Origin of the sequence: Nocardiopsis sp. Huas11, assembly GCF_003634495.1 — a bacterium.
Classification (GTDB): Bacteria; Actinomycetota; Actinomycetes; order Streptosporangiales; family Streptosporangiaceae; genus Nocardiopsis.
This window is the reverse complement of the sequence record NZ_RBKY01000001.1, coordinates 3904203-3927246: the sequence shown is the minus strand read 5'-3', so window position 1 is coordinate 3927246 and position 23044 is coordinate 3904203. Positions and strand designations below refer to the sequence as shown.

Annotated in this window: 17 protein-coding genes; 11 read left to right on the top strand and 6 right to left on the bottom strand. The window is 71.3% G+C overall.

All coding sequences use genetic code 11. The annotated features are described in order from the left end of the window. The first annotated feature begins 61 nt into the window (after window positions 1–61). On the top strand, window positions 62–1084 hold the full coding sequence (locus DFP74_RS17910; protein ID WP_121182975.1) for a DUF4349 domain-containing protein: 1023 nt from the start codon (window positions 62–64) through the stop codon (window positions 1082–1084). A 338-nt stretch (window positions 1085–1422) separates the two neighbouring features. On the opposite strand, the gene hemE is transcribed toward DFP74_RS17910, so the two are convergent. Beyond that, window positions 1423–2457, bottom strand: coding sequence for a uroporphyrinogen decarboxylase (hemE, locus tag DFP74_RS17905; RefSeq protein ID WP_121182973.1), 1035 nt, complete (start codon window positions 2455–2457; stop codon window positions 1423–1425). Window positions 2458–2737: 280 nt separating this feature from the next. Here hemE and DFP74_RS17900 point away from each other — a divergent pair, with 280 nt between their 5' ends. The 6 genes from DFP74_RS17900 (at window position 2738) to DFP74_RS17875 (ending at window position 10557) form a co-directional block, all read left to right on the top strand. After that, window positions 2738–3313 (top strand): DUF3000 domain-containing protein, encoded by a 576-nt coding sequence (locus DFP74_RS17900; protein WP_121182971.1) that lies wholly within the window; start codon window positions 2738–2740, stop codon window positions 3311–3313. A gap of 63 nt (window positions 3314–3376) precedes the next feature. Beyond that, complete coding sequence (locus tag DFP74_RS17895; protein WP_233571019.1) at window positions 3377–4639, top strand: ribonuclease D; 1263 nt, start codon at window positions 3377–3379, stop codon at window positions 4637–4639. A gap of 268 nt (window positions 4640–4907) precedes the next feature. Next, entirely contained in the window at window positions 4908–5957 is a 1050-nt protein-coding gene (locus DFP74_RS17890) for a tetratricopeptide repeat protein (RefSeq protein ID WP_121188336.1), read from the top strand. A 240-nt stretch (window positions 5958–6197) separates the two neighbouring features. Continuing rightward, window positions 6198–7397, top strand: a complete 1200-nt coding sequence (locus DFP74_RS17885) for an acetyl-CoA C-acyltransferase (protein WP_121182967.1) — start codon at window positions 6198–6200, stop codon at window positions 7395–7397. 56 nt (window positions 7398–7453) lie between these two features. Beyond that, on the top strand, window positions 7454–9541 hold the full coding sequence (locus DFP74_RS17880) for a 3-hydroxyacyl-CoA dehydrogenase NAD-binding domain-containing protein (RefSeq protein WP_121188335.1): 2088 nt from the start codon (window positions 7454–7456) through the stop codon (window positions 9539–9541). Window positions 9542–9741: 200 nt separating this feature from the next. After that, window positions 9742–10557 (top strand): hypothetical protein, encoded by an 816-nt coding sequence (locus DFP74_RS17875; RefSeq protein ID WP_233571018.1) that lies wholly within the window; start codon window positions 9742–9744, stop codon window positions 10555–10557. 46 nt (window positions 10558–10603) lie between these two features. On the opposite strand, the gene DFP74_RS17870 is transcribed toward DFP74_RS17875, so the two are convergent. Continuing rightward, window positions 10604–11677, bottom strand: a complete 1074-nt coding sequence (locus DFP74_RS17870; RefSeq protein ID WP_121182963.1) for an NAD-dependent epimerase/dehydratase family protein — start codon at window positions 11675–11677, stop codon at window positions 10604–10606. 77 nt (window positions 11678–11754) lie between these two features. Between DFP74_RS17870 and DFP74_RS17865 the strand changes: the two genes are divergently transcribed. Next, window positions 11755–12216, top strand: coding sequence for a MarR family winged helix-turn-helix transcriptional regulator (locus tag DFP74_RS17865; RefSeq protein ID WP_121182961.1), 462 nt, complete (start codon window positions 11755–11757; stop codon window positions 12214–12216). A gap of 33 nt (window positions 12217–12249) precedes the next feature. Here the strand turns inward: DFP74_RS17865 and DFP74_RS17860 are convergent, their stop codons facing one another. Together DFP74_RS17860 and DFP74_RS17855 are read right to left on the bottom strand one after the other, a co-directional pair. Beyond that, entirely contained in the window at window positions 12250–14475 is a 2226-nt protein-coding gene (locus DFP74_RS17860; RefSeq protein WP_121182959.1) for an MMPL family transporter, read from the bottom strand. A gap of 485 nt (window positions 14476–14960) precedes the next feature. Then, a complete protein-coding gene (locus DFP74_RS17855; RefSeq protein ID WP_121180343.1) occupies window positions 14961–15860 on the bottom strand; it encodes a transposase in 900 nt (299 codons plus the stop codon). A 111-nt stretch (window positions 15861–15971) separates the two neighbouring features. Between DFP74_RS17855 and DFP74_RS17850 the strand changes: the two genes are divergently transcribed. Further along, complete coding sequence (locus DFP74_RS17850; protein WP_121182337.1) at window positions 15972–17066, top strand: IS630 family transposase; 1095 nt, start codon at window positions 15972–15974, stop codon at window positions 17064–17066. On the opposite strand, the gene DFP74_RS17845 is transcribed toward DFP74_RS17850, so the two are convergent. Then, complete coding sequence (locus tag DFP74_RS17845) at window positions 17063–19285, bottom strand: MMPL family transporter (RefSeq protein WP_121182956.1); 2223 nt, start codon at window positions 19283–19285, stop codon at window positions 17063–17065. The two genes, DFP74_RS17850 and DFP74_RS17845, sit on opposite strands and share 4 nt — an antisense overlap. A gap of 148 nt (window positions 19286–19433) precedes the next feature. Between DFP74_RS17845 and DFP74_RS17840 the strand changes: the two genes are divergently transcribed. Further along, complete coding sequence (locus DFP74_RS17840) at window positions 19434–20228, top strand: TetR/AcrR family transcriptional regulator (RefSeq protein WP_121182954.1); 795 nt, start codon at window positions 19434–19436, stop codon at window positions 20226–20228. Between the two features lie 90 nt (window positions 20229–20318). Beyond that, window positions 20319–21467 carry a neutral zinc metallopeptidase gene (locus DFP74_RS17835; protein WP_370013394.1) on the top strand — a complete coding sequence of 383 codons (1149 nt, stop codon included), beginning with the start codon at window positions 20319–20321 and terminating at the stop codon, window positions 21465–21467. Window positions 21468–21522: 55 nt separating this feature from the next. Here the strand turns inward: DFP74_RS17835 and DFP74_RS17830 are convergent, their stop codons facing one another. Next, window positions 21523–22923, bottom strand: a complete 1401-nt coding sequence (locus DFP74_RS17830) for an FAD-dependent oxidoreductase (RefSeq protein WP_121182950.1) — start codon at window positions 22921–22923, stop codon at window positions 21523–21525. Between the last annotated feature and the right edge of the window lie 121 nt (window positions 22924–23044).

Genomic DNA, 23044 nt, shown 5'->3' with positions numbered 1-23044 from the left:
CCGTTGCGGGCTCGTGACCACGGGGGCGCAACGCGTGCCGGAGCGGATGCGTCGGAGGGACATGGATACTTCAGCGTTGCCCCCGGCGCGGACCGTCGGGGCCGTGATCGCGGCCGGCCTGTCGGCCTGGCTGCTCGTCGCCTGCGGGGCCGCCGGGGGCGGCGCCTCCGCCGACCGCTCCACCGAGGCCGTCTCCCAGGGCAGCGCTCCGGAGATGGCCGACGAGGACGCCGCGGCCGGCGCGGCCGAGGAGAGCGCCGACGGCGCCGAGACCGGTGAGGGCGGTGAGGGCGGCACCGGTGGCGGTACCGACGTCGAGATCGATGCCCGTGACCTCATCCACACCGCCGACCTGTCCGTGCGGGTGGACGACGTGGCCGGGGCGTCCGAGGCCGCCAAGGACGTCGCCGTCGAAGCGGGCGGCTACGTGGCCTCCGAACAGCTGTCGACCCCGGCGGGCGGGACGCCCGAGTCCTCCCTCACACTGCGCATCCCCAACGAGGGCTACGACGACGCCCTGGGCGAGCTGGCCGAGCTGGGCGACCGGTCCAGCCTGGAGCGGTCGGTGGAGGACGTGACCGAGGAGGTCACCGACGTCGAGAGCCGGATCGAGTCGGCCGAGGCGTCGCTGGAGACGCTGCGCGGCTACCTGGACGAGGCCCAGGACGTCGACGACCTGCTGGAGGTGGAGCGCGAGATCCAGTCGCGCCAGGCGGAGCTGGAGTCCCTCCAGTCGCGGATGGAGTCCCTCAGCAACCTGACGTCGTACTCGACGGTCCACCTGCGGCTGATGCCGCCGGAGACCTACCTGGAGGAGCCCGAGGAGGACTCCATCGGGTTCCTGGGCGGCCTCGAACGCGGCTGGCGCGCCCTGCTCTCGCTCGGCGAGGGTCTGGCGGTGGCCGTCGGCTGGGTCCTGCCCTTCGCGGCGGTCGTCCTCGTCGTCGGCGCCGGGCCCTGGATCTGGTGGCGCCGCCGCCGGGCCGCCCGCTCGGCCACGCCCACCGCCGAGCGCACGATCGACTCGGCTCCGGACACCGCCGACGGCGGCTCCGACGCGCCGGACGGCGGCGACGGGCGGTGACCCGAGCCTTCGGGCCGTGAACAGCACGGTGCCCGGTCACCCTCCGGGGGCGTGACCGGGCACCAGTGCACTCTCCGCCCCCCTGCGGGCGCGGTCCTACGGATCCCCTGGGGGTTGGCCGTCCTGCCTGCCGGTGCCCCGGCGGTGTGGGCCGCGGGTGCGGTCCTACGGGTCCCCTGGGGGTTCGCTCGGGGCGCGCCAGTGTTCTGCAGGCCGTGGGCGCAGCTGAACCGAGCTTGCGAGGGCCGGCACGCACTCGGCCGAAGAACACTGGCCTCTCGGCGCCCCGAGCACACGGCCGAGCCTGCGAGGGCGCCAGAAACAAGAAGGCTTCGGTGTTAAGCGCCCTGAGTCTCTTCGTGCACGAACGCCGTCAGCCGCTCGAGGACCTCGGGGTCGGTGCTGGGCAGCACGCCGTGCCCGAGGTTGAAGATGTGCCCGTCGGCGGCGCGGCCCCGGTCCAGGATGTCGCGCGTGCGCTCGGCGATGACCTCCCAGGGAGCGAAGAGGGTCGCCGGGTCCAGGTTGCCCTGGAGCGCGGTCCCCGGCTGGACGCGCTGGGCGGCCTTGTCCAGCGGCACCCGCCAGTCGACGCCCACGACGTCGGCCCCGGCCTCGCTGAGCAGGCCGAGGAGCTCGCCGGTGCCCACACCGAAGTGGATGCGCGGCACCTCGTACTCGCTGAGCTGGCCGAAGATCCACGAGGTGTAGGGCAGCACCGAGGTGCGGTAGTCCTCGGCGCTCAGCGCGCCGACCCAGGAGTCGAACAGCTGGACCGCGCTGGCCCCCGCCTCGATCTGGGTGCGCAGGAAGCCCAGCGTGATGGTGGCCAGGCGGCGCATCATCTCGTCCCACAGCTCGGGCTCGCCGTACATGAGCGCCTTGGTGTGCTCATGGTTCTTCGACGGGCCCCCCTCGATGAGGTAGGAAGCGAGGGTGAAGGGCGCGCCGGCGAAGCCCACGAGCGGCTTGTCGCCCAGTTCACCGGTGAGCTGACCGACCGCCTCGGTGACGAAGGGCAGGTCGTCCGGCTCGATCTCGCGCAGGCGCTTGATCCCGGAGGCGTCGCGCACCGGGTCGGCGACCACGGGGCCGACGCCGGGCTTGATGTCCAGGTCGATACCGATCGCCTTGAGCGGGACGACGATGTCACTGAAGAAGATCGCGGCGTCGACGTCGTAGCGGCGCACCGGCTGCATCGTGATCTCGGTGATCATGTCGGGGCGCGCGCACGCCTCGAGCATCGGCACGTCGGCACGGACCCGTCGGTACTCGGGCAGGGAGCGGCCGGCCTGGCGCATGTACCACACCGGTGTGTGGTCCACCGGCAGGCGCCGGCAGGCGCGGAGGAATGGAGAGTCTTGAAGCGTCACTCCTCGATCGTGCCATGCCCTCCGCCGTACTCGGACTCGGCTCGCCCCCAAGGACGCCCCCCGCGGGCGCGGTGGGGGCGCGATCGCGCGCGGCTCAGCGGTTCCGGGTCCCAAGATCATCACAAAACCCCGACACGCCGCGCCATGTGCGGTCACCACGTGGTGACTCGTGCCACGGTCGTTGGCGTGCCCACCCCTCGTCCGCGCGGGGAGAACCGGGGATATCCGGACGAGCCCGCCAGGACGTGATCACCACACAATGAAGGCTGACGTTCCCACCATGCCCGATGTCGGAAGTGCCGAGGACGCGAACGAGACGTTCCGGCGAGCGGTCGAGGCCCTGCGCGGCGCCCGTGTCCGCCCCGAGATCACCGTGCGGGAGATTCCCGCCCCCCAGCGGCTGGCCCCTCACACGGCCGCGGTCTCGGCCGAGGTCAGCGTGCGCGACGAGGAGATCGCCTGGGGACGCCTCATCATCCTGTACGACCCCGAGGGCGTACGGGACTGGCCGGGGCCGTTCCGCGTGGTCTGCCAGGTCAACTCCGAACTGGAGTCGGACATCGCCACCGATCCCCTGCTGGGGCCGGTCGCCTGGAGCTGGCTGACCGACGCCCTGGACGCCGAGGAGGCCTCGCACCACACGTTGAGCGGCACGGTCACACGTGCGACGACCGAGGGATTCGGCACGAAGTCGAGCGAGGGTTCGACCACGGAAGTGGAGATGCGAGCCTCGTGGACACCGGAGACCGACGACCTGTCCTCGCACGTCAGCGCGTGGTTGGCCCTGCTGGCCTCGGCCTCAGGGCTGCCGCCCCTGGACGTGGCCGACATCGCCCGGCAGCGCCAGCGGCCCTGAGCACGGACCGGTGCGCCACCGGCCGAATCGGCGTTCGGTGGTGACAGCGCATACCGTAGTGGTGTGGCGAACGCGTTGAACTCCAAGACAGAACCCCGCGAACCAGGCGACGACGACGCTGAGAGGGCGCCGCTGCTGCGGGAACCACGCGAGGGCCTGCCCGAGGTCACCTCCGACGCCGACGCCCTGGCCGGCGTGGTGCGGGCCCTGTCGGCCGGGACCGGTCCGGTCGCGGTGGACGCCGAGCGCGCCTCCGGTTACCGGTACGGCCAGCGCGCGTATCTGGTGCAGCTGCGCAGGGAGGGCTCGGGGTCGGCGCTGATCGACCCCATCGCCTGCCCGGACCTGAGCGCCCTCAACGACGCCCTGGACGGCGCCGAGGTGGTCCTGCACGCCGCCCACCAGGACCTGCCGTGCCTGTCCGAGGTCAACCTGTGCCCGGAGCGGCTGTTCGACACCGAGCTGGCGGGACGGCTGCTGGGCTACCAGCGGGTCGGCCTGGGCTTCATGGTGGAGCGCCTGCTCAACGTCCGCCTGGCCAAGGAGCACTCGGCGGTGGACTGGTCGCAGCGCCCGCTGCCCGAGGACTGGCTGCGCTACGCGGCGCTGGACGTCGAGATCCTCATCGAGCTGCGCGACGCCCTGGAGACCGAGCTGGCCGAGACCGGCAAGCTGGAGTGGGCCCGCGAGGAGTTCGCGTCGGTCCTGGCCGCACCGCCCAAGGAACCGCGCGCCGATCCCTGGCGCCGCACCTCGGGCATCCACCGGGTGCGCAACCAGCGGGCCCTGGCCGCCGTGCGCGAGCTCTGGTACGAACGCGACCGGATCGCCCAGGAGCGCGACGTCTCCCCCGGCCGCGTCCTTCCGGACGCGGCGATCGTGGAGGCCGCGGCGACCATGCCGCGGACGACGGCGGACCTGGCGGGGATCCGGCAGTTCGGGATCAAACTCGCGCGCCGCTACCTGACGACATGGATCAAGGCGATCAACCGGGCGCGCGAGATGGAGCAGGCCGATCTGCCGCGGCCCAACGCGCCCGGTGACGGCCCTCCCCCGGTGAACCGGTGGGCGGACCGAGCACCGGAGGCCGCGCGGCGCCTGGAGGCGGCGCGGGCGACGGTGACGGGCATCGCCGAGGACGTGGTCATGCCCACGGAGAACCTCCTGCTGCCGGACACGGTGCGACGCCTGGCCTGGTCGCCTCCCGAGACCGTCGATCCCGACTCGGTGGGCGCGTTCCTGCGCGAGCGCGGGGCCCGGGAGTGGCAGATCGGTCTGACCGCCGAACCCCTGTCCACGGCGCTGCTCGAAGCCGAGCAGGAATAGGTCCTGGACCGGCCGGCGCGGGGCCAACACCGCCTGGCCGGCGAGTGGACAAAACGTTGCTGGTACCCCCAGCGGACACATCCAACCCAAACGTGACCGAAGTCACCACCCCTAGAGGGTGGTTGACGCCTGTTCCGTGGCCCCGTGTCCGATTAAGTTATAGAAACGTGCCCGGACGTTCTCGGGCACGTGAGGAACATACGGGTTAGCGACCGACCGTCGGCGAAACACGGCCGCGGCGTTCGATCAGGGAGAAGTGGTGAGTCTGCTGTCGTTCTGGAGTTCCCTCCTACGCGGCACCCGCCTGGCGGGTCTGTCCGCGCAGCGGTCGGCCGGCACCGCTCGTGCCGGCTCCGGCGAGCACACCCGCGAGCGGGACGAACGCGCCACCGCCCATGAGGAACCGGTCGCGGGTGCCCACGCCGCCGTCCCGGCCCCCGCCTCCACGTCCCTGCCCGCGACGAGCGCGATGCACGCCGTGGCCGAGCCGGCGGAGGGAGCGACCCGTGTCGTGCCCCGTTCGGCCGAGCCGCACGTGCCCACCGCGGGCATGCGCGCCGCCTCCCTGGAGCGGACGCTGCGCTCGCTGGTGGAGCGCCTGGGGACGGAGCACCCGGACACGATCACCGCGCGCAACAACCTCGCGACCAAGTACGCGCAGATGGGCCGCCGCCAGTCGGCCGTCCAGCAGTTCGAGCTGGCGCTGGCCGAGGCCGTCTCGGTCTACGGCGACGAGCACCCCCGCACCGAGATCATCCGCGAGAACCTCGCCTGGGCCTACGAGGACGCCGGGCGTCCGGCGGAGGCGGCGGGCCAGTGGGAGATCCTGCTGGGCGAGCGGGAGAGCCAGTTCGGTGCGGCCGACGCCGACACCGTGGAGGCGCGCATCCGGCTGGCGGTGTGCCTCCGGCGCAGCGGGCGCCCTGAGGCTGCGGTGGCGCACTACGAGCAGGCGATCCGCGACGTGGGCTCGACCGAGCGCCGCGAGGAGCTGCGCCTGGGTCTGAGCGCCGCGCTGAGCATGACGGGCGGCGCGGAGGCGGCCATCGACCAGCTCCGCCTGGTGCTGGCCGCGCGGCGGCGCCGACTGGGCAAGGGCCACCTGGACACCCTGTCGGTGCACCACCGGCTGGGACGCGCCCACACGCAGGCGGGCCGGCCCGACGAGGCCGTGGACGTGCTGCGGGAGGCCTACCGGGTGGCGCTGAACTCCTCGGGCGACCCGGAGGTGCGGCGGCTGACCATGCGTCTGCGCCGGGACCTGGCGGGCGCCTACAACGCCGCCGGCCGCCACCGGGAGGCCAACGCCCTGCTGTGAAGGGCCGCGGGGCTCCGGCATCCGGCCCCCGCGGAGTACCGCGCGGAGGTGCCCGCGCGGGATCCGAACGGCTCGAAGGCCCCCGACACGCCACCGCGTGTCGGGGGTCTTCCCGTGTCCGGGGAAGGGACGATTCAGGTCCGGCGCCGGTTCGTGGCCCCCTCCACTCGCGCAACTTGTTACCGGCGAGTAGCATGAACGCATCGAGTCCGTTCACATCTTGGAGAAGGAGGGCCCATCGTGCCGCGAACTGCCCGCGATGTCGTGTTTGTCGACGGGGTCCGCACCCCGTTCGGCAAGTCAGGCAAGGGCCTCTACGCCGAGACACGCGCCGACGACATGATCGTCCGTGTCATCCGCGAACTGATGCGCCGCAACCCGGGTCTGCCGCCCGAGCGCATCGACGAGGTCGCCATCGCCGCCACCACCCAGATCGGTGACCAGGGCCTGACGATCGGGCGCAGCGCCGCGATCCTCGCCGGTCTGCCGAAGAGCGTCCCCGGCTACGCCATCGACCGCATGTGCGCCGGCGCGCTCACGGCCGTCACCACCTCCGGCGCGGGCATCGCCTTCGGCGCCTACGACGTCGTCATCGCCGGCGGTGTCGAGCACATGGGCCGCCACCCCATGGGCGAGGGCGTGGACCCCAACCCGCGCTTCCTCTCCGAGAAGCTGGTCGACCCCAGCGCTCTGGTCATGGGCAACACGGCCGAGAACCTGCACGACCGGTTCCCGACCATCACCAAGGAGCGCGCCGACGCCTACGCGGTGCGCAGCCAGGAGAAGGTCGCCAAGGCCTACGCCGACGGCAAGATCCAGCCCGACCTGGTCGAGATGCTGGTCCGCTCCCTGGAGCAGGGCTACGGCCTGGCCACCCAGGACGAGCCGCCGCGCCCCGGCACGAGCATGGAGTCGCTCGCCGGCCTCAAGACCCCGTTCCGCGCCCACGGCAACGTGACGCCCGGTAACGCCGCCGGCCTCAACGACGGTGCCACCGGCGCCATCCTGGCCGCCGAGGACGTCGCCGCCGAACTCGGCCTGACCGCCAAGATGCGCCTGGTCGACTTCTCCTTCACCGGGGTCGAGCCCGAGGTCATGGGCGTGGGCCCGGTCCCCGCCACCGAGAAGCTGCTCGCCCGCCAGGGCCTGAGCATCGACGACATCGGCCTGTTCGAGATCAACGAGGCCTTCGCGGTCCAGGTGCTCGCCTTCCTGGAGCACTTCGGCATCGCCGACGACGACGCCCGCGTCAACCCGTGGGGCGGCGCGATCGCCCTGGGCCACCCGCTGGCCTCCTCCGGCGTGCGCCTGATGATGCAGCTGTCGCGTCTGTTCGCCGAGCGCCCCGACGTCCGTTACGGGCTCACCACCATGTGCGTCGGCATGGGCATGGGCGGAACCGTCCTGTGGGAGAACACCAACTACGAGGGGGGCAAGTGAGCAGCGCTATCGAGCAGTCCCACCCGTCGCCCGCCACCACCCTCAACGGAGACGCGATGCGTCACAGTCACCTCTCGGAACTGTTCAGCGACGAGGTCGTCACCAACGCGATCTCGCGTGACGTCGAGCTCCCCTACGGCGCCGGCACGGCCGTCCTGATCACCCTGGACAACGGCCACGACCACACCAAGCCGAACACGTTCGGCCCCGGCGGCCTGCTGAGCCTGGACGCCCAGATCGAGGCCGCCCGGGCGCGCACCGACATCGTGGCCGTCGCGATCACCGGCAAGCCGTTCATCTTCGCCGTCGGCGCGGACCTGACCGGTGTGCCCAAGATCCAGACCCGCGAGCAGGCGCACGCCATCGGCAAGCTGGGACACGACGTGTTCCGCAAGCTGGGCGAGCTGAACGTACCCACGTTCGCGCTGGTCAACGGCGCGGCGATGGGCGGCGGCACCGAGGTGGCACTGCACTGCACCTACCGCACCATCTCCTCGGGCGTCCCGGCGCTCGCGCTGCCCGAGGCCTTCCTCGGACTCGTCCCGGGCTGGGGCGGCACGTACCTGCTGCCGAACCTGATCGGCGCCGAGAAGGCCCTGAAACTGATCGTCGACAACCCGCTCGCCCAGAACAAGATGATCAAGGGCACGCAGGCGTTCGAGATGGGCATCGCCGACGCGGTGTTCGAGCCCGCCGACTTCGTCGAGGAGTCCCTGCGCTGGGCCGCCCAGGTCCTCAAGGGCGACGTCACGGTCGAGCGCCCCGAGGTCGACAAGGGCGAGGCCTGGGACAACGCGGTCAACATGGCCCGTTTCACGGTCGAGGGCAAGCTGCACGGCGCCGCCCCGGCTCCGGTCCGCGCGGTCGAGCTGGTCGCCGAGGCCAAGAACCGCACCCGCGACGAGGGCTTCGCCGCCGAGGACGACGCGCTGGCCGACCTCATCATGAGCGACGAGCTCACGTCGGGCCTGTACGCGTTCGACCTGGTCCAGAAGCGCGCCAAGCGGCCCGCGGGCGCGCCCGACAAGTCGCTGGCCCGCAAGGTCACCAAGGTCGGCGTCGTCGGCGCCGGTCTGATGGCCGGGCAGCTGGCGCTGCTGTTCGCCCGCCGCCTGGACGTGCCGGTCGTCATGACCGACCTGGACCAGGAGCGCCTGGACAAGGGCGTGGCCTACGTCCACGGCGAGGTCGACAAGCTCCTGAAGAAGGGGCGGATCAACAACGACAAGGCCAATCACCTCAAGGCCCTGGTCACGGGTTCGCTGACCAAGGACGCCTTCTCCGACGCCGACTTCGTCATCGAGGCCGTCTTCGAGAAGATGGAGGTCAAGCAGCAGGTGTTCGCCGAGGTGGAGGCGGTCGTCTCCCCGGAGGCGATCCTGGCCACCAACACCTCGTCGCTGTCCATCACCGAGATGGCCTCCAAGCTCCAGCACCCCGAGCGGGTCGTGGGCTTCCACTTCTTCAACCCGGTCGCCGTCCTGCCGCTGCTGGAGATCATCCGCGGCGAGCAGACCGACGACGCCGCGCTGGCCACGGCCTTCGGCACGGCCAGGAAGCTGAAGAAGACCGCGGTGCTGTGCAAGGACGCTCCGGCGTTCGTCGTCAACCGCCTCCTCACCCTGTTCATGGGCGAGGTGCTGGGCGCGGTCGGCGAGGGCACCGAGCCCGAGACCGCCGACCGCGCGGTGGCGCCCCTGGGCCTGCCGATGTCGCCGCTCATGCTGCTCCAGCTGGTCGGCCCCGCGGTGGCGCTGCACGTGTCGGAGACCCTGCACGAGGCGTTCCCCGAGCGGTTCGCGGTCTCCTCCGAGCTCGCCGAGATCGTGAAGGCGGGCAAGACCGCGATCTTCGCCCCGGACTTCACCATCGACCCGGAGGTCAAGAAGCTCTTCGCCGGCGGCGACAAGCCGTCCGAGGAGAGCGAGATCCTGGACCGGGCGCTGCGCGCGCTGGCCAAGGAGATCCAGATCATGCTGGACGAGGGCGTCGTGGCCGAGGCCGCCGACATCGACCTGTGCCTGATCACGGGCGCGGGCTGGCCGTTCCACACGGGCGGCATCACGCCGTACCTGGACCGTGCCGGCGTGTCCGAGGCCGTCAACGGCAAGCGGTTCCACGAGGGCGCCCCGAAGGCCCTGTAAGCCTCCCGGAGCCCTCGGACGGGCCCGGTCGCCATCGGCGGCCGGGCCCGTCCCGTTTCCCCACGAATCCAGCGAATACCGAGATTCCACGCATTTCGATCACAAGATCATACCGACCAGTAACCCTGTGTAATGTCGCACGCGTGGCAATCTCCCCAGAGCATCAGATTTACTCAGAACTGTTCTCGGACTCCCCGGACATGGCCGTTCAGTTCCTGCGCGGACTCGGCGCGAAAGTCCCCGACTACGACCGCAGCGAAGTCACCTCGTGCGACCTCGGACATGTCGATCCCGTCGAGCGCCGCTCGGACGTGGCGATCATGCTGCGCGGCCCAGGCCCCAGCGGTGCCCTCGACAGACTGATGGGGATCGTGGTGGAGGTCCAGCGCGACGAGAAGAAGCGCAAGTGCTTCACGTGGCCGGAGTACGTGGCCGCACTACGGTCGAAGCACGAGTGTCCGGTCACCCTGCTGGTCATCTGTCCCAAGCAGTCCGTGGCCGACTGGTACTCCGAGCCGATCGAACTCGGGCATCCCGGGCTCGTACTACGTCCCTTGGTCATCGGCCCCAAGGACATCCCCGTCGTGACAGACCCGGGCACGGTCGCCGCGTCGCCCACCCTGGGGGTCCTCTCGGCCGCCGCCCACGGAATGACGAAGCCGGATGTCCTGGAAGCCCTGCACACGGGCCTCGACGCGATCGACCCCGAAGACGCGGCGAAGTATCTTGGATACTCGCTGCATCTGCTCGCCAACACCGAAGGACAGAAGGCACTGGAGGCCCTCATGATGGCGAACACGTTCGACTACCACAGCCCCTGGGTGGACAGCCTCAGGGCCGAAGGCGAGGCCAAGGGCGAGGCCAAGGCGATCCTGCGGGTCCTCGCCAGGCGCGGAATCCCGGTTTCCGCGCAGGCACGCGAGCGGATCAGCCGATGCACGGATCTGGAGACGCTCGGCACATGGATCGACAGGTCCGTGAGCGTGGCGACCGAGGACGAACTGTTCGCGGAGTAGACGCCCGACCGGCCCGGCCGCCGTCGGCGGCCGGGCACGTGGCGGGTCAGGGGGCGGTGGGGATCATGTCCTGTTCGCGGTACCAGGCGGCCATGGCGGCGATCGTGTCGGTGACCGGTCGCGGAGCCACGCCCAGGTCCTCCTCGGCCAGCCGCGAGGAGATGTGGCGCCGCCCGCCCTCCTTCAGCACACCGATGCCCGTGCGGGTGGCGGTGGGCTCCGTCCCGGTGAGCGTGGCCCGCAGCTCCATGAGCCCGGCGGCGGCCGTGGCCAGGCCCGCCGGGACCGGGCGCGGCGCCCGGACCCCGGTCGCGTCCGCGATCGCCTGGATCAGGCGGGGCAGCGGGAGCTTGCGTCCGGCCATGACATAGCGGTCGTGGCGGCCCGTCCGGGCGGCGCGCACGCAGGCGAGTGCGACGTCGCGGGCGTCGACCACGTAGTTGGCCAGCCGCGGCGCCGCGCGGACCGACCCCTTGGCCACGTCCAGGAACAGCCGCCCCGCGGACGTGGGGCCGGCGTCGCCCGGGCCCCACATCCAGCCGGGCAGGACCACCACGACCCGGGTGTCCCCCGTCCTGCCCGAGGCGACGAGGTCGGCCACCACCTCCTCCGCGCGGACCTTGCTGGAGGGGTAGCACCGCGACCGGTCCAGCCCTGCGAACCGCTCCGGCGGCGGGGTGCGCTCGTCGGCCGGGTGCTCGGGGCCGCGCAGGGCCAGGGCGTTGATGGAGCTGGTGTGCACGAACACCGGCACGCCGGCGTCGGCGCAGGCCTGGAGCAGGGCGGCCGTCGCGCGGACGTTGACCTCCTCCAGCGGCGCGAGGAGCTCGGGGGCCTGGAAGTACTCCCGGAAGTAGGCTGCGGTGTGGAAGACCTCGTCCACGCCGTCGAGCAGACTCCGGTAGGAATCGGGCTCGGTGACGTCGCCCGCGGCCAGGCGCAGCCGGGGATCGTCCGTGGGAAGCAGTCGCCGTGCCCGGTCGGGATCGCGGACGAACGCGACGACCTCGTTGCCCTGCTCGAGCAGGAGCCGCACGAGGTTGCCGCCCAGCAGCCCGGTCGCTCCGGTGACCAGGGCTCGGCGTTCGGCGGGGAGGGACGGGCGGTGGGTGTGCGCCATGACTTCCACTCCTCATATTATATGCTTGGCATATAGTAATCCTATTTTATTAATGATCGAATCCGGGTGACAGAGCGATGAACAATGCCGCCGAATGGGAGACCCCCCTGTGGCAGATGACCGGCTTCCGGCTGATCAAGCTGGGCGAGCTGGTCCAGGCCAGGACCGCCGCGGTCTTCGGCGACCTGGAGATCACCTCGCGCCAGTTCCACGTGCTCACGGCCGCCGCGTCCCTGCCCACGCCCTCCCAGAAGGAACTGAGCCGGGTGCTGGGCGTGGACCCCAACGTGATGGTCGGTCTCGTCGACGACCTGGAGGCCCAGGGACTGGCCGAGCGGGTCCGCAACCCCCAGGACCGGCGGCGCTACATCGTCACGCCCACGGACAAGGCCCGGCGCCTGCTGGAGGAGTCCCACGCGGTCGTGGCCGAAGCGGAGAAGGAGCTGTTCGCCTCACTCTCGGACCAGGAGCGCGCCCACCTGCACGAACTCGCCGGGCGCATGCTCACCGCCAACCCCCGGGTCACCAAGCACGAGTAGGCGGGCGCTCCGGGCCGCCGCGCACCCACGGCCTCAGCCCTCCCTGATCCCGTACCGCTCCTGGAACCGCTTGAGCGGGGCCGGCGCCCACCAGTTGGCGCGTCCCGCCAGGCGCATGAACACCGGAAGCAGAACGGCGCGGATGAGCGTGGCGTCCACCAGGATCACCACGACCATGCCGACGGCGAGCATCAGCAGGTAGAGGACGCTGGAGGTGGCGTAGGCGGCGAACGACGCCGCCAGGATGACCGCGGCGGCGCTCACGAGCGGGCCGCTGCGTTGCAGGCCCGCGGCGACCGCACCCGTGGTGTCGCCGGTCGCGTCGTACTCCTCCTTGATCCTGGACACCATGAACACCTCGTAGTCCATGGACAGGCCGAAGGCGATGCAGAACATCAGGATCGGGAACGTCGCCTCCAGGGTCCCGTCGGCGGTGAACCCGAGCACGCCCGACAGGTTCCCCTCCTGGAAGATCCACACGCTCACGCCGAACATCACCGCCAGGCTGAGCACGTTGAGAACGATCGCCTTGGCCGGGAGCAGCAGGCTGCCGGTCATGAGGAACAGGATGGCGAAGGTGATCGCGACGATCAGCCCGAACACGAGCGGCACCTGGCCCAGCAGCGCCTCGCGGAAGTCGGTGAGGTCGGCCGGGTAGCCGCCGACCTCGGTATCGGCCGGGGCCGCAACGTCGCGGACGCGCTCGATGAGGCCGGCGACGTCGTCCAGTGCCGCGGCCTCGGGCACCACGGAGAACCAGGTCGCCTCGGCCGAGCCGAACCGCTCGACCGCGTCGGGCTGGGGGCCGGACAGCGCCCGGCCGTCGGCGTAGCCGCCGGTGAGCGCGTCCACCTGAGAGACGCCCTCCACCTCGGACAGCGCGGTCGCGTAGGCGTCGATCTCGGCCTCGTGGGCCTCCTGCCCCGGCAGCTCAGCCAGGACCTGCACGGCGTCCATCTCCTCCTGGGCGAAGTCCTCCTCGATCCGGTCCTGCACGTCGCGGCTGGAGGTGCCCTGCGGCAGTACGCGCGCGTCCGGCAGTCCGAAGTCCAGCCCCACCACGGGCGAGGCCAGCAGCAGCACCAGGCCCAGCGCCGGGATCCCGTACAGCAGGGGACGGCGCATCATCCGCAGCGACGTCGTGTGCCACCAGCCGCTGTCGGCGCGCGGCTCACGCTTGGGCCGTACGCGGTGGCCGACCTTGGCCAGGGCCGCGGGCAGGATCACCAGGGCCGCGAACACCGAGGTGAGCACGACCCCGACCCCGGAGTAGGCGAAGGACCGCAGGAAGGGGAAGGGGAAGAGCACCAGACAGGACAGCGCGACCGCGACGGTCAGACCGCTGAAGGCCACCGTGCGCCCGGCGCGCGCCACCGAGATCCGCACCGCCTCAGGGACCTCGCGCCCGCGCGCCAGCTCCTCACGGAACCGGTTGATGATGAACAGGCTGTAGTCCACGCCGAGCCCGATACCCATGACCAGGGTGAGGTTGGCGGCGAAGGTGGACACGTCGGTGAAGTAGGTGACCCCGCGCAACAGGGCCAGTGTGGTGACCACCGAGAAGAGCCCCATGGCCAGGGTCAGGGCGGCCACGGAGATCCGCCGGTAGATGACCAGCAGCAGCACGAACACGAGCGGGAGGATGATCAGCTCGGCCCGCACGAAGTCGGCCTGGGCCTGTTCGGCCGCCTGGCGGAAGACCTCGTCCCCGCCGCCGACCGCCACGGTGACGACGTCGTTCCGCCGGGTGAAGTCCGGGGAGATCTCGGCGAGCGCGGTGCGGGCCTCGGTGACCGTGCCCTCCATGCGCGCGGTCACGAGGGCCTGCGTGCCGTCCTCGGAGCGCATGGCCGGGGATCCGCCGCGCGACCAGTACGACGCCACCTCCGCCACGCCCTCACGGTCGGCCAGCTCCCGTTCGACGGCGGTCGCCGCCTCGACCACGGCCGCATCGTCGACCGTGCCCGTCCGGGCGGTGACCAGCAGCAGGAAGTGGTGCTTGCCCGTGCCGAACCGCGCCTCCATGGCCTGCTCGACGCGCAGCGACTCCGATCCGGGGCTCTCGAAGCGGCTGAGCAGCAACCGGTCCATCGTGCCGGCCGCCAGGAGGAGGCCGACCAGGGTCAGGGCGACACTGACCAGGATCACCCACCCGGGTCGTCTGACCACTCCCCCGCCCAAGCGGGAGAGGAGACCCGGACGCTCAGGGGTCGCCCCCGCCCGGTTCGGGGGTCGTCGTGTGGAGGGTGGCGTTGTCATGTCGTGCCTTCCAGGGCCGGCGGGCGGTGTGTGCCGCGCGACCGCAGACCGCCCGACACTGGCTCTCGGCGAGACCATATCGTATGTCTGCCATATTAATAAGACACTGGATCATATGTCTCGCTTACTGTTTGCTTCGCAGGGTGAACAGCCCTGCGGTGCACCAGGAGGAACGCTGTCCGAGCCGGGGGCGCGGGCTCACGAGCACGAGCCCGCGTGGAACACACGCCGCGGACGCAACGACGACGGGCCCGCGGTCGTACCGCGGGCCCGTCGTGCTGAGACGAACGGTCTAGGCCGTGTTCTTCTGCGGGCTTTCGGGTGAGCTCGCGGTCGTCAGGTCGTCTCTCGCAAGACGATGTGCGAAGTTCAGCCTGGTGGGCTTCACGAGCGCAGAGGCGCAGCGAGAGGCGGTCCTGGCGGCCGCGAGCCCGGAATGCCGCAAAAAACACGGTCTAGATCGTTGATGGGAAAATGTGTCCTGGTCAGTGGTCGTAAGCCACCAGCGACCGCTTGATGGGGGCTCCGATCTGCCAGTTGTGCCAGATCGCGGCGTTCAGAGCCAGGATCCTCTGACACACCCGAGCCCAGAGCCCTTCGGTGGTGCGGGCGTTGTGGCGCTCCAACCCCAGCTGGTTCTTCAGCGTCCAGATGATGGCTTCGATGCGCTGGCGCAGCCAGCCCGGGAACACCCGGGCCCTGTCCTTGGGCTCGTCCTTGCGCCGGGGCCGGATGAGCACGTGCCCCAGATCGGTGGCGGCCTGCTCGATTCCGGCCCCGGCGAAGCCCTTGTCGCACACGATCGGGCACGGCCCCGGGGCGCACTCCTGGGCGTGGAGCAGGTGCAGCGCTTGTTTGCGCTCGTCCAGCTCTTTGGGGTGGGCCAGGGAGAAGGCCGTCACGGTGCCCTCGGCGGTGGTGACGAGCACGAGCTTGGACCCCCAGTAGAACCGGTGGTGGGAGGCATCACGCCCGTAGCCGCACATTTCGCCCAGACCGGAGCGTTCCACGGTGGTGCGCGAGGCCCCGCACGGCACGGGGGTGCCGTCCATCAGCCGCAGGTTGTCGTGCCAGGTCGGGGTGTGGCGGGCCAGCCATCCGATGGCGGTGAGCATGTGCGGGGCCAGGCGGGCCAGGTGCCGGTTGTACTCGGACTGGCCGGGCAGGCGGGGGAAGAGGTGGCCGATCCGGGCCGGGGCCACCCGTAGCCAGCGGCGTTCGTCGTCGCAGCGCAGCAGGACCTGGGCCACGGCCACACAGATCAGCTCCGCGTCGGTGAGCAGGCGCGGCCGGCCTGGTCCGCGGGCTTGCTTGGCAGAAGGGATCACGTCGTCGTCCAGGTGGACGTAGAGTGCTGTCAGAAGGGCGTCAAGGTCAGTCTTCACACACCGATCTTCGACGCCCTTCGCTGTGTCCGCAGGGGTTTCAGGAATTTCCCATCAACGATCTAGTGTTCTGAGTCGTTAATTCGATGAATAATTGGTTACGATGGTCTCATGGCGCAACGCGGCAGGAAGAAAAGGCTCCTGGTAGTCAGTGACGAGGACCGGCGCACGCTGGAACAGATCGCACGGCGGCCCACGTCAGCGCAGGTCATGGCGCAGCGCGCACGGATCATCCTGCGCTGCGCCGAGGGCGGCACCGATGCCGAGGTCGCCCGGGTGCTGGGGGTCTGGCCGCAGACGGTGGGCAAGTGGCGCAACCGCTATATCGACGGCGGGCTGGAGGCGCTCTCCGACAAGGACCGCCCCGGCCAGCCCCGCAAGATCACCGACGCCCACGTCGAGGAGGTCATCCGCCAGACCCTGGAACAGCCCTCGCCCGACGGCGGTACACACTGGTCGACCCGGTCGATGGCCGAGCGGACCGGGCTGAACCAGACCGCCGTCTCGCGGATCTGGCGAGCGTTCGGGCTCAAACCCCACCTGGTCGACGAGTGGAAGCTGTCCAACGACCCGTTCTTCATCGAGAAGGTCCGCGACGTCACCGGCCTCTACCTCAACCCGCCGGACGCGGCACTGGTGCTGTGCGTGGACGAGAAGTCCCAGATCCAAGCGCTCAACCGGTCGGCCCCGGTGCTGCCGATGATGCCCGCCGTGCCCGAGCGCCAGACCCACGACTACATCCGGCACGGTACGACCACCCTGTTCGCGGCCCTGGACGCGGCCTCGGGCAAGGTGATCTCGGCTCACCACCGCAGGCACCGCTCCGTCGAGTTCCGCAAGTTCCTCAACCAGATCGACCGCGAAACGCCCCCTGGGCTGGATGTCCACCTCATCGTGGACAACTACGGCACGCACAAGGCGCCGATCGTCAAGGACTGGCTGCTGGCCCATCCCCGCTTCCACCTGCACTTCATCCCGACCTACTCCAGTTGGCTGAACCTGGTGGAGCGGTTCTTCGCCGAGATCACCCGCAGGATGATCCGGCGGGGGTCCTACACCTCGGTCAGCGATCTGGAGCACGCACTCCAGGGGTGGATCGATACCTGGAACGAGAACCCCCGGCCGTTCGTGTGGACCAAGACGGCCGAGGAGATCTTCGAAACCATCGCCGCGTATCTTCATCGAATTAACGACTCAGAACACTAGATGCGTTCGAGCTCCCGCCGGGAGAGCTCCGACGTGGTGGGGACGCCGGCTTCGTCCTCCTCGCCGCCCTCGGAGATGCCGATGCGGTCGTGCACCCACCGCAGAGGCCGCGGCAGCCACCAGTTGGCCCCGCCGAGCAGCCGCATCGTCGCCGGCACCATGACGGCCCGCACCAGCGTGGCGTCCACGATCACCGCCAGGGCCAGGCCGATCCCGATGACCTTCAGGAACAGCAGGCCCGAGGTCCCCATCGCCAGCAGGACCACCACGAGCAGCAGCGCGGCGCTGGTGATGATCCGCCCCGTGCGCTGCAGGCCGATGGCCACCGACGCGGTGTTGTCCCCGCTGCGCACGTACTCCTCGCGTACACGGCTGAGCAGGAACAGCTCGTAGTCCATCGCCAGGCCGAACGAGACGATGGTGATCAGGACCAGGTAGGTCGGGTCGATCGTGCCGACCGCGTCGAAGCCCAGGAGCGCGGCGAACGCCCCCTCCTGGAAGCCCCACACCACCAGTCCCAGGGACGCGCTCAGTGACAGGGCGCCCATCAGGACCGCCTTGATCGGGAGCACCACGGATCCGAAGGCGAGGAAGAGCAGGAGCAGGGTCGCGGCGGCCACGAAGGCGACCGTGACGGGCACCGCGTCGACGATCGCCGCCACGTTGTCCGTCTGCATCGCGGCGACCCCGCCCACCAGGACCTCCTCGGCGCCCTCCGGCAGCGGCTCGGACCGCACGTCGGAGACCAGGCCCTCGATCTCCGGTGAGTCCGACTCGCCCTCGTAGGCCACCTGCACGTGCGCGATGCCGTCGCCGGTGCGCTCCACCGTGGCCGCGACGGCCTCGGGCAGGTCCTCCAGCCGCTCGGCGTACTCCTCCAGGCCGCTCTCGGACGCGTCGCCGACCACCGCCACCTGCAGCCGGCCCAGACCGCCCGCCGGGAAGTCGTCGGACAGCGACTCGCTCGCGATCCGGCTCTCGGCGTCCTCGGGCAGGTAGCGCTGGTCCGTGGAGCCGAGCTGGGCCGAGGCCAGCCCCGAGCCGAGTACCAGCAGCACGCCGCCGACCACGACCAGCGAGACCGCGGGGCCGCGCATCACGGTGCGGGCCAGGCGGGCCCAGCCGCCGGCCCGTTCGTGGACCGCGCCGGTGACGGTGCGGCGGGGCAGGGGGATGCGCAGGCTGTCGATCCGCGGCCCGACCACCGACAGCAGCGCGGGCAGGAAGACGAGGGCGGCCACCAGGTCGAAGGCCACGACCGCGATGCCGCCCCAGCCGATCGACTGCAGGATCGGCTGGGGGAAGAAGAGCAGGCCCGCGAAGGCGATGCCGACGGTGACGCCGGAGAAGGCCACCGTGCGGCCCGCGGTGTCCACGGTCCGGGCGACCGCCTCGGCGATCGGGCGGCCCCGGCCCGTCTCCTCGCGGAAGCGGCTGACCATGAACAGGCCGTAGTCGATCGCCAGGCCCAGGCCCAGGATGGTGGCGACGTTGATCGCGAACACCGACACGTCGGTGACGTAGGTCAGGGCGCGCAGGGCGGTGAGGGAGCCGAGGATGGCCAGGCCGCCGACGGCCAAGGGCACCAGGCCCGCGATCAGTCCACCGAAGATCAGCACGAGCAGGAGCAGCAGGATCGGCAGCGTCACCAGTTCCGCGCGCACGACGTCGCTCTCGGCCATGGCCGACAGCTCGCTCTCGACCGCCACCGGGCCGCCCAGGTGGACCTCCAGCTGGCTGGACTCGAGGACCTCGGCGACCTCCTCGTACTGGTGGAGCCGCTCGGCGTGGTCCGCGCCGGACAGGGTCACCGGCACGTAGGTGGCGTGCATGTCCTCCGAGACGAGCATCCCGCGCTCGGTCTCACCGAGGTCCTCGTCGAGGTAGGTCTCGGCTCCGGCGACGGCGTCCTCGGGCAGGTCGTCCACGACCCGCTCCACGGCCGCCGCGAAGGACGGGTTGTCCACCCGCATCTCGTCACTGCGGTAGACCGCGACGATGTCGACGTCGTCGTGTCCGAGCTCCTCCTCCAGGACCTCCACGGCGCGCGAGGACTCCGAGCCGGGGTCCTCGAAGCCGCTGTCGCTGACATCGGAGAACACCGCCGAACCCCAGACACCGGCGAAGACCGCGAACAGCGCCGTGGCCACCAGGACCCACCACCGGCGGCGGTGGGCGGCCAACCCCAGGCGCCCGAAGATCCCCATGTGCGTACGCATGCGTCGCCCCCCGCGAACAGTCTTCATGTGAGTGAACGGTGTCAGCTAACGGTGTTCACTAAAGCGTTCGGGCGTTACGATGTCAATGTCGCATTGTTGAGTCACGCGCCGTCGACCGGGCGCGTGGAGACGGGGTGTTCCGCAGCACATGACCACATCGCAGGTCCCGGCGCCACCGGCCGGAACGAGCGCGCCCACCCGGCGGGAGCGTGTGCGCGAAGCCACACTCCTGGAGATCAAGGAGACCGCTCGGCGCCACCTGGTCGAGTTCGGACCGGCGGGCGTGTCCCTGCGCGCGGTCGCCCGCGAGATGGGCATGACCGCCCCCGGGCTGTACCGCTACGTACCGGGGATCGACGCCCTGCTGGTGGCGGTCACCGCCGACCTGTTCGACGAGCTGGCCTCCGCCGTGGCCGCCGCGGACGCCAGTGTCCCCGACCACGACACCGACCAGCGCATCCTCAGCTCCCTGCGCGCCTTTCGCACCTGGGCGGTCGGGCACCGCGCCGAGTTCGCGATCATGTTCGGGCCGCGCAGGGCCCCCGAGGCCGACATCTCCCCCGCGGTGGCGGCGGGCCGCCGGTTCGGCGCCACGTTCTTCACGCTCTTCGACCGCCTGCTGGCCGAGCGGCGCTTCCCCCTGCCCGACGACGAGAGCGTGCCCGCCGACCTCGCGCGCGAGCTGCGCTCCTTCGCGAGCACCTGCGGCACCGACGCCGACCGCGTCCCCGTGACCGCGATCAAGGTCCTCGCCTCGTGCTGGGTGCGGCTCTACGGGGTGGTCTGCATGGAGGTCTTCGAGCACATGCACTTCGCCATGACCGACATGAACCCGCTGTTCGAGGCCGAACTCCACGACGTCCTGACCGAGCTCGGTGTGCGCTACACCCCACCCGGCGACGAGGACGAGGCGGCCGCGCATTCGAGCGAATCGTCGGATTAGGCCCCATACTGGAGCTCTGCGACACTTGCCGGAATCGCGCGCGGAACCGGCTCAGCCCGGTGCGTCGGAACGATAGCGAGGACAGACCCCGTGGAGAACCGACCCGGCGGCGAACAGCCCGGGGCCGCGCCCTCCGGGCCGCACGGCCCCGGCCATGCCGGCCCCAACGGCCCCACTCACCATGCCGTCCACCAGGACCGATGGGCCGCCGGGCACTTCGCCCCACCGGCGGCCGCCACGCCACCGGCCGCCCCACCGCCGAACGCCCCGCCGCCTCCGGGCGGTTACGGCGCCGCCCGGCCGCCGGCGTGGCACATGCCGCCCCCGCCGCAGCCCCGGCCGCTGCCGCCGCCTCCCCCGCCCTCGTCCTCGTCCGGCCAGAACGGCGCGGGCGTGCTGTTCGGCGCGGGCGTGGCCGCCGCCGTCGCGCTGTCCGCCCTGGCCGCGAGCGTCCTGATCGTGGTGACCACACCGCGCGAGGATCCCCCCACCGGCGGGACCGACCTGTCGCTGTACTACGAGGACACGCTGGCCGCGCCGCCCGAACCGGTCACGGTGGACGTCGCCGACCACCCCCTGTACGCGGCCGCGATGCCGGAGCCCGTCGACTGTGACACGCCCGAGCTGCGGGAGGAGTCCGACGAGTCGTGGGAGGAGTTCGCGACCGCGGTCGGCGGCTGCCTGGACGACCTCTGGGCGCCGGTCCTGACGGACCTGGGCCTGGTGGCGCAGGCCCCGGAGTTCGCGGTCACCTCGGAGTCCCCGGACCCCGAGGACGCCGAGGGCTACACGCTCGCCTACTACGAGGGTGACTACACGCGCATCACCGTGGTCCTGCCCAACGTGCGCGAGCTCGGCGCGCAGGTGCGGGCGGACGAGCGCGAGGAGGTGTGGCTGGCCCTCATGGGGCACGAGTACGGCCACCACGTGCAGCAGACCACCGGCATCCTGGGCATCAGCCACGACCTGCGCATGTCCGCGGGCACCGAGGCCGACGAACTCGACGCCCTGCGGCGAACCGAGCTCCAGGCCGAGTGCATGGCGGGGATCGGGCTGCGCGGGATCACCGACGGCGGCGCCGGCACCCTGGAGGTGGTCAACGCCAACTTCAACGGCGGCGGCGACCTGCCCACGCACGGCACCGCGGCCAACCGCGCCTTCTGGCTGGAGCAGGGCTGGTCACAGCCGACGGTGGGCAGCTGCAACACCTACGACGCCGAGGACGGCCGGGTCCTCTGACCCGGCGGCCCGGCTGCCACTGGCCGCGAGGCCGCGAGGCCGCGAGGAACCGTGCCTAGCCGCGGGCGGCGTCGCGGTAGGCGTCCCAGCCGTGCAGCTTCACACGCTCGCCGCGCTCCAGGTCCCGGGCCTGCTCGGCCTCGGCGGTGTCGATGCGCAGCCAGTCCTGGTAGTCGTAGTGCACGAGCCCCCGCTCGTCCAGCAGCCGCTCCAGCGGCACCGTCTCCGGGGCGGCGGCCATCAGGGCGCCGGCGTCGGCGAGCAGGGAGCGGACGGTGGCGGCGGCGTCGGACTTGTTGGTCCCGATGACCCCCGTGGCGCCGCGTTTGATCCACCCGGCGACGTAGTCGCCCGGGACCACGGCCCCTTCCGTGTCCTGCACCCGCCCGTCCTCCTGCGGCACGGTGCGCCGCCGGTCGTCGAAGGGCACGCCCGTCAGCGGCACCCCGGCGTAGCCCACGGAGCGCAGCACCATCCCGGCGTCCAGGTCGGTCGTCTCACCCGTGCCCTCGAGCCGGCCCTCGGCGTCCAGCCGCGTGCTCTCGACCCGGACCCCCTCCACGCGGTCCGTGCCCAGGATCCGCATCGGGCGCGACCAGAAGTGCAGGTGGACGCTGCGCGGCAGGCCCCTGGGCGCACGCTCGGCGAGCTCGGAGAGTAGGCGCAGGTTGGTGCGCGCGGCTCGTGAGACGTCGCGCAGTTCAGGAGCGCCGCCGCCCACCTGGACGGGGTCGATGTCGACCTGGTCGGCGCGCACGTGGACGTCGGCGCCGGGCAGGTCGATCAGGTCGCGCAGCTCGGGGGCGGTGAACCGCGCCTGGAGCGGGCCGCGGCGCGCCAGCAGGTGCACCTCGCGTACGCGACTGGCGGCCAGCGCGTCCAGGACGGGCTCGGGGATGTCGGTGTGGCGCAGTTCGTCGGCGGTCTTGGCCAGAATGCGGGCCACGTCCAGCGCGACGTTGCCCGCGCCGACCACGACCGCCCGCTCGGCGTCCAGGACGAACCGCTCCAGCTCGCTGTCGGGGTGGCCGCAGTACCAGTTGACGAAGTCCGTGGCGGCGACGCTCCCGGGCAGTTCCTCACCGGGCACCCCCAGACGGCGGTCGACGCTGGCGCCGGTCGCGTAGACCACGGCATGGTAGACGCGCGAGAGGTCCTCGCGGGTCAGGTCGGTCCCGAACTCCAGACCGCCCACGAAGCGCACCTCGGGACGCTCCAGGACCGTGCGCAGCGCGCGGGCCACGCCCTTGATCTTGGTGTGGTCGGGGGCGACGCCGTAGCGCACGAGCCCGTAGGGGGTGGGCAGGCGGTCCATGACGTCGACCTGGACCGGAACACGGTACTGCCGGGTCAGGGCGTCGGCCGTGTAGACGCCCGCCGGTCCGGAGCCGATGACGGCGACGCGCAGAGGACCGGCGGCGTCGGGGCGCGCCGGCTCGGATGCGGGTGAGGTCATGGCGCCATTGTGGCAGCCGCGGCGGCCACGTGGCCCGAACCCCTTGGACGACGCGTGGTCGAGGGGACTTAAAACGTATTAACCAGTTGATCGACCTCTCCCCGATGAGCCCGTCGGCAGT

Coding starts and splice junctions, on each gene's coding strand:
- DFP74_RS17910 (WP_121182975.1), top strand. CDS start 62: ATGGATACTTCAGCGTTGCCCCCGGCGCGGACCGTCGGGGCCGTGATC.
- DFP74_RS17845 (WP_121182956.1), bottom strand. CDS start 19,285: ATGCGTACGCACATGGGGATCTTCGGGCGCCTGGGGTTGGCCGCCCAC.
- DFP74_RS17870 (WP_121182963.1), bottom strand. CDS start 11,677: ATGGCGCACACCCACCGCCCGTCCCTCCCCGCCGAACGCCGAGCCCTG.
- DFP74_RS17900 (WP_121182971.1), top strand. CDS start 2,738: ATGCCCGATGTCGGAAGTGCCGAGGACGCGAACGAGACGTTCCGGCGA.
- DFP74_RS17880 (WP_121188335.1), top strand. CDS start 7,454: ATGCGTCACAGTCACCTCTCGGAACTGTTCAGCGACGAGGTCGTCACC.
- DFP74_RS17840 (WP_121182954.1), top strand. CDS start 19,434: ATGACCACATCGCAGGTCCCGGCGCCACCGGCCGGAACGAGCGCGCCC.
- DFP74_RS17830 (WP_121182950.1), bottom strand. CDS start 22,923: ATGACCTCACCCGCATCCGAGCCGGCGCGCCCCGACGCCGCCGGTCCT.
- DFP74_RS17865 (WP_121182961.1), top strand. CDS start 11,755: ATGAACAATGCCGCCGAATGGGAGACCCCCCTGTGGCAGATGACCGGC.
- DFP74_RS17850 (WP_121182337.1), top strand. CDS start 15,972: ATGGCGCAACGCGGCAGGAAGAAAAGGCTCCTGGTAGTCAGTGACGAG.
- DFP74_RS17860 (WP_121182959.1), bottom strand. CDS start 14,475: ATGACAACGCCACCCTCCACACGACGACCCCCGAACCGGGCGGGGGCG.
- DFP74_RS17875 (WP_233571018.1), top strand. CDS start 9,742: ATGGCCGTTCAGTTCCTGCGCGGACTCGGCGCGAAAGTCCCCGACTAC.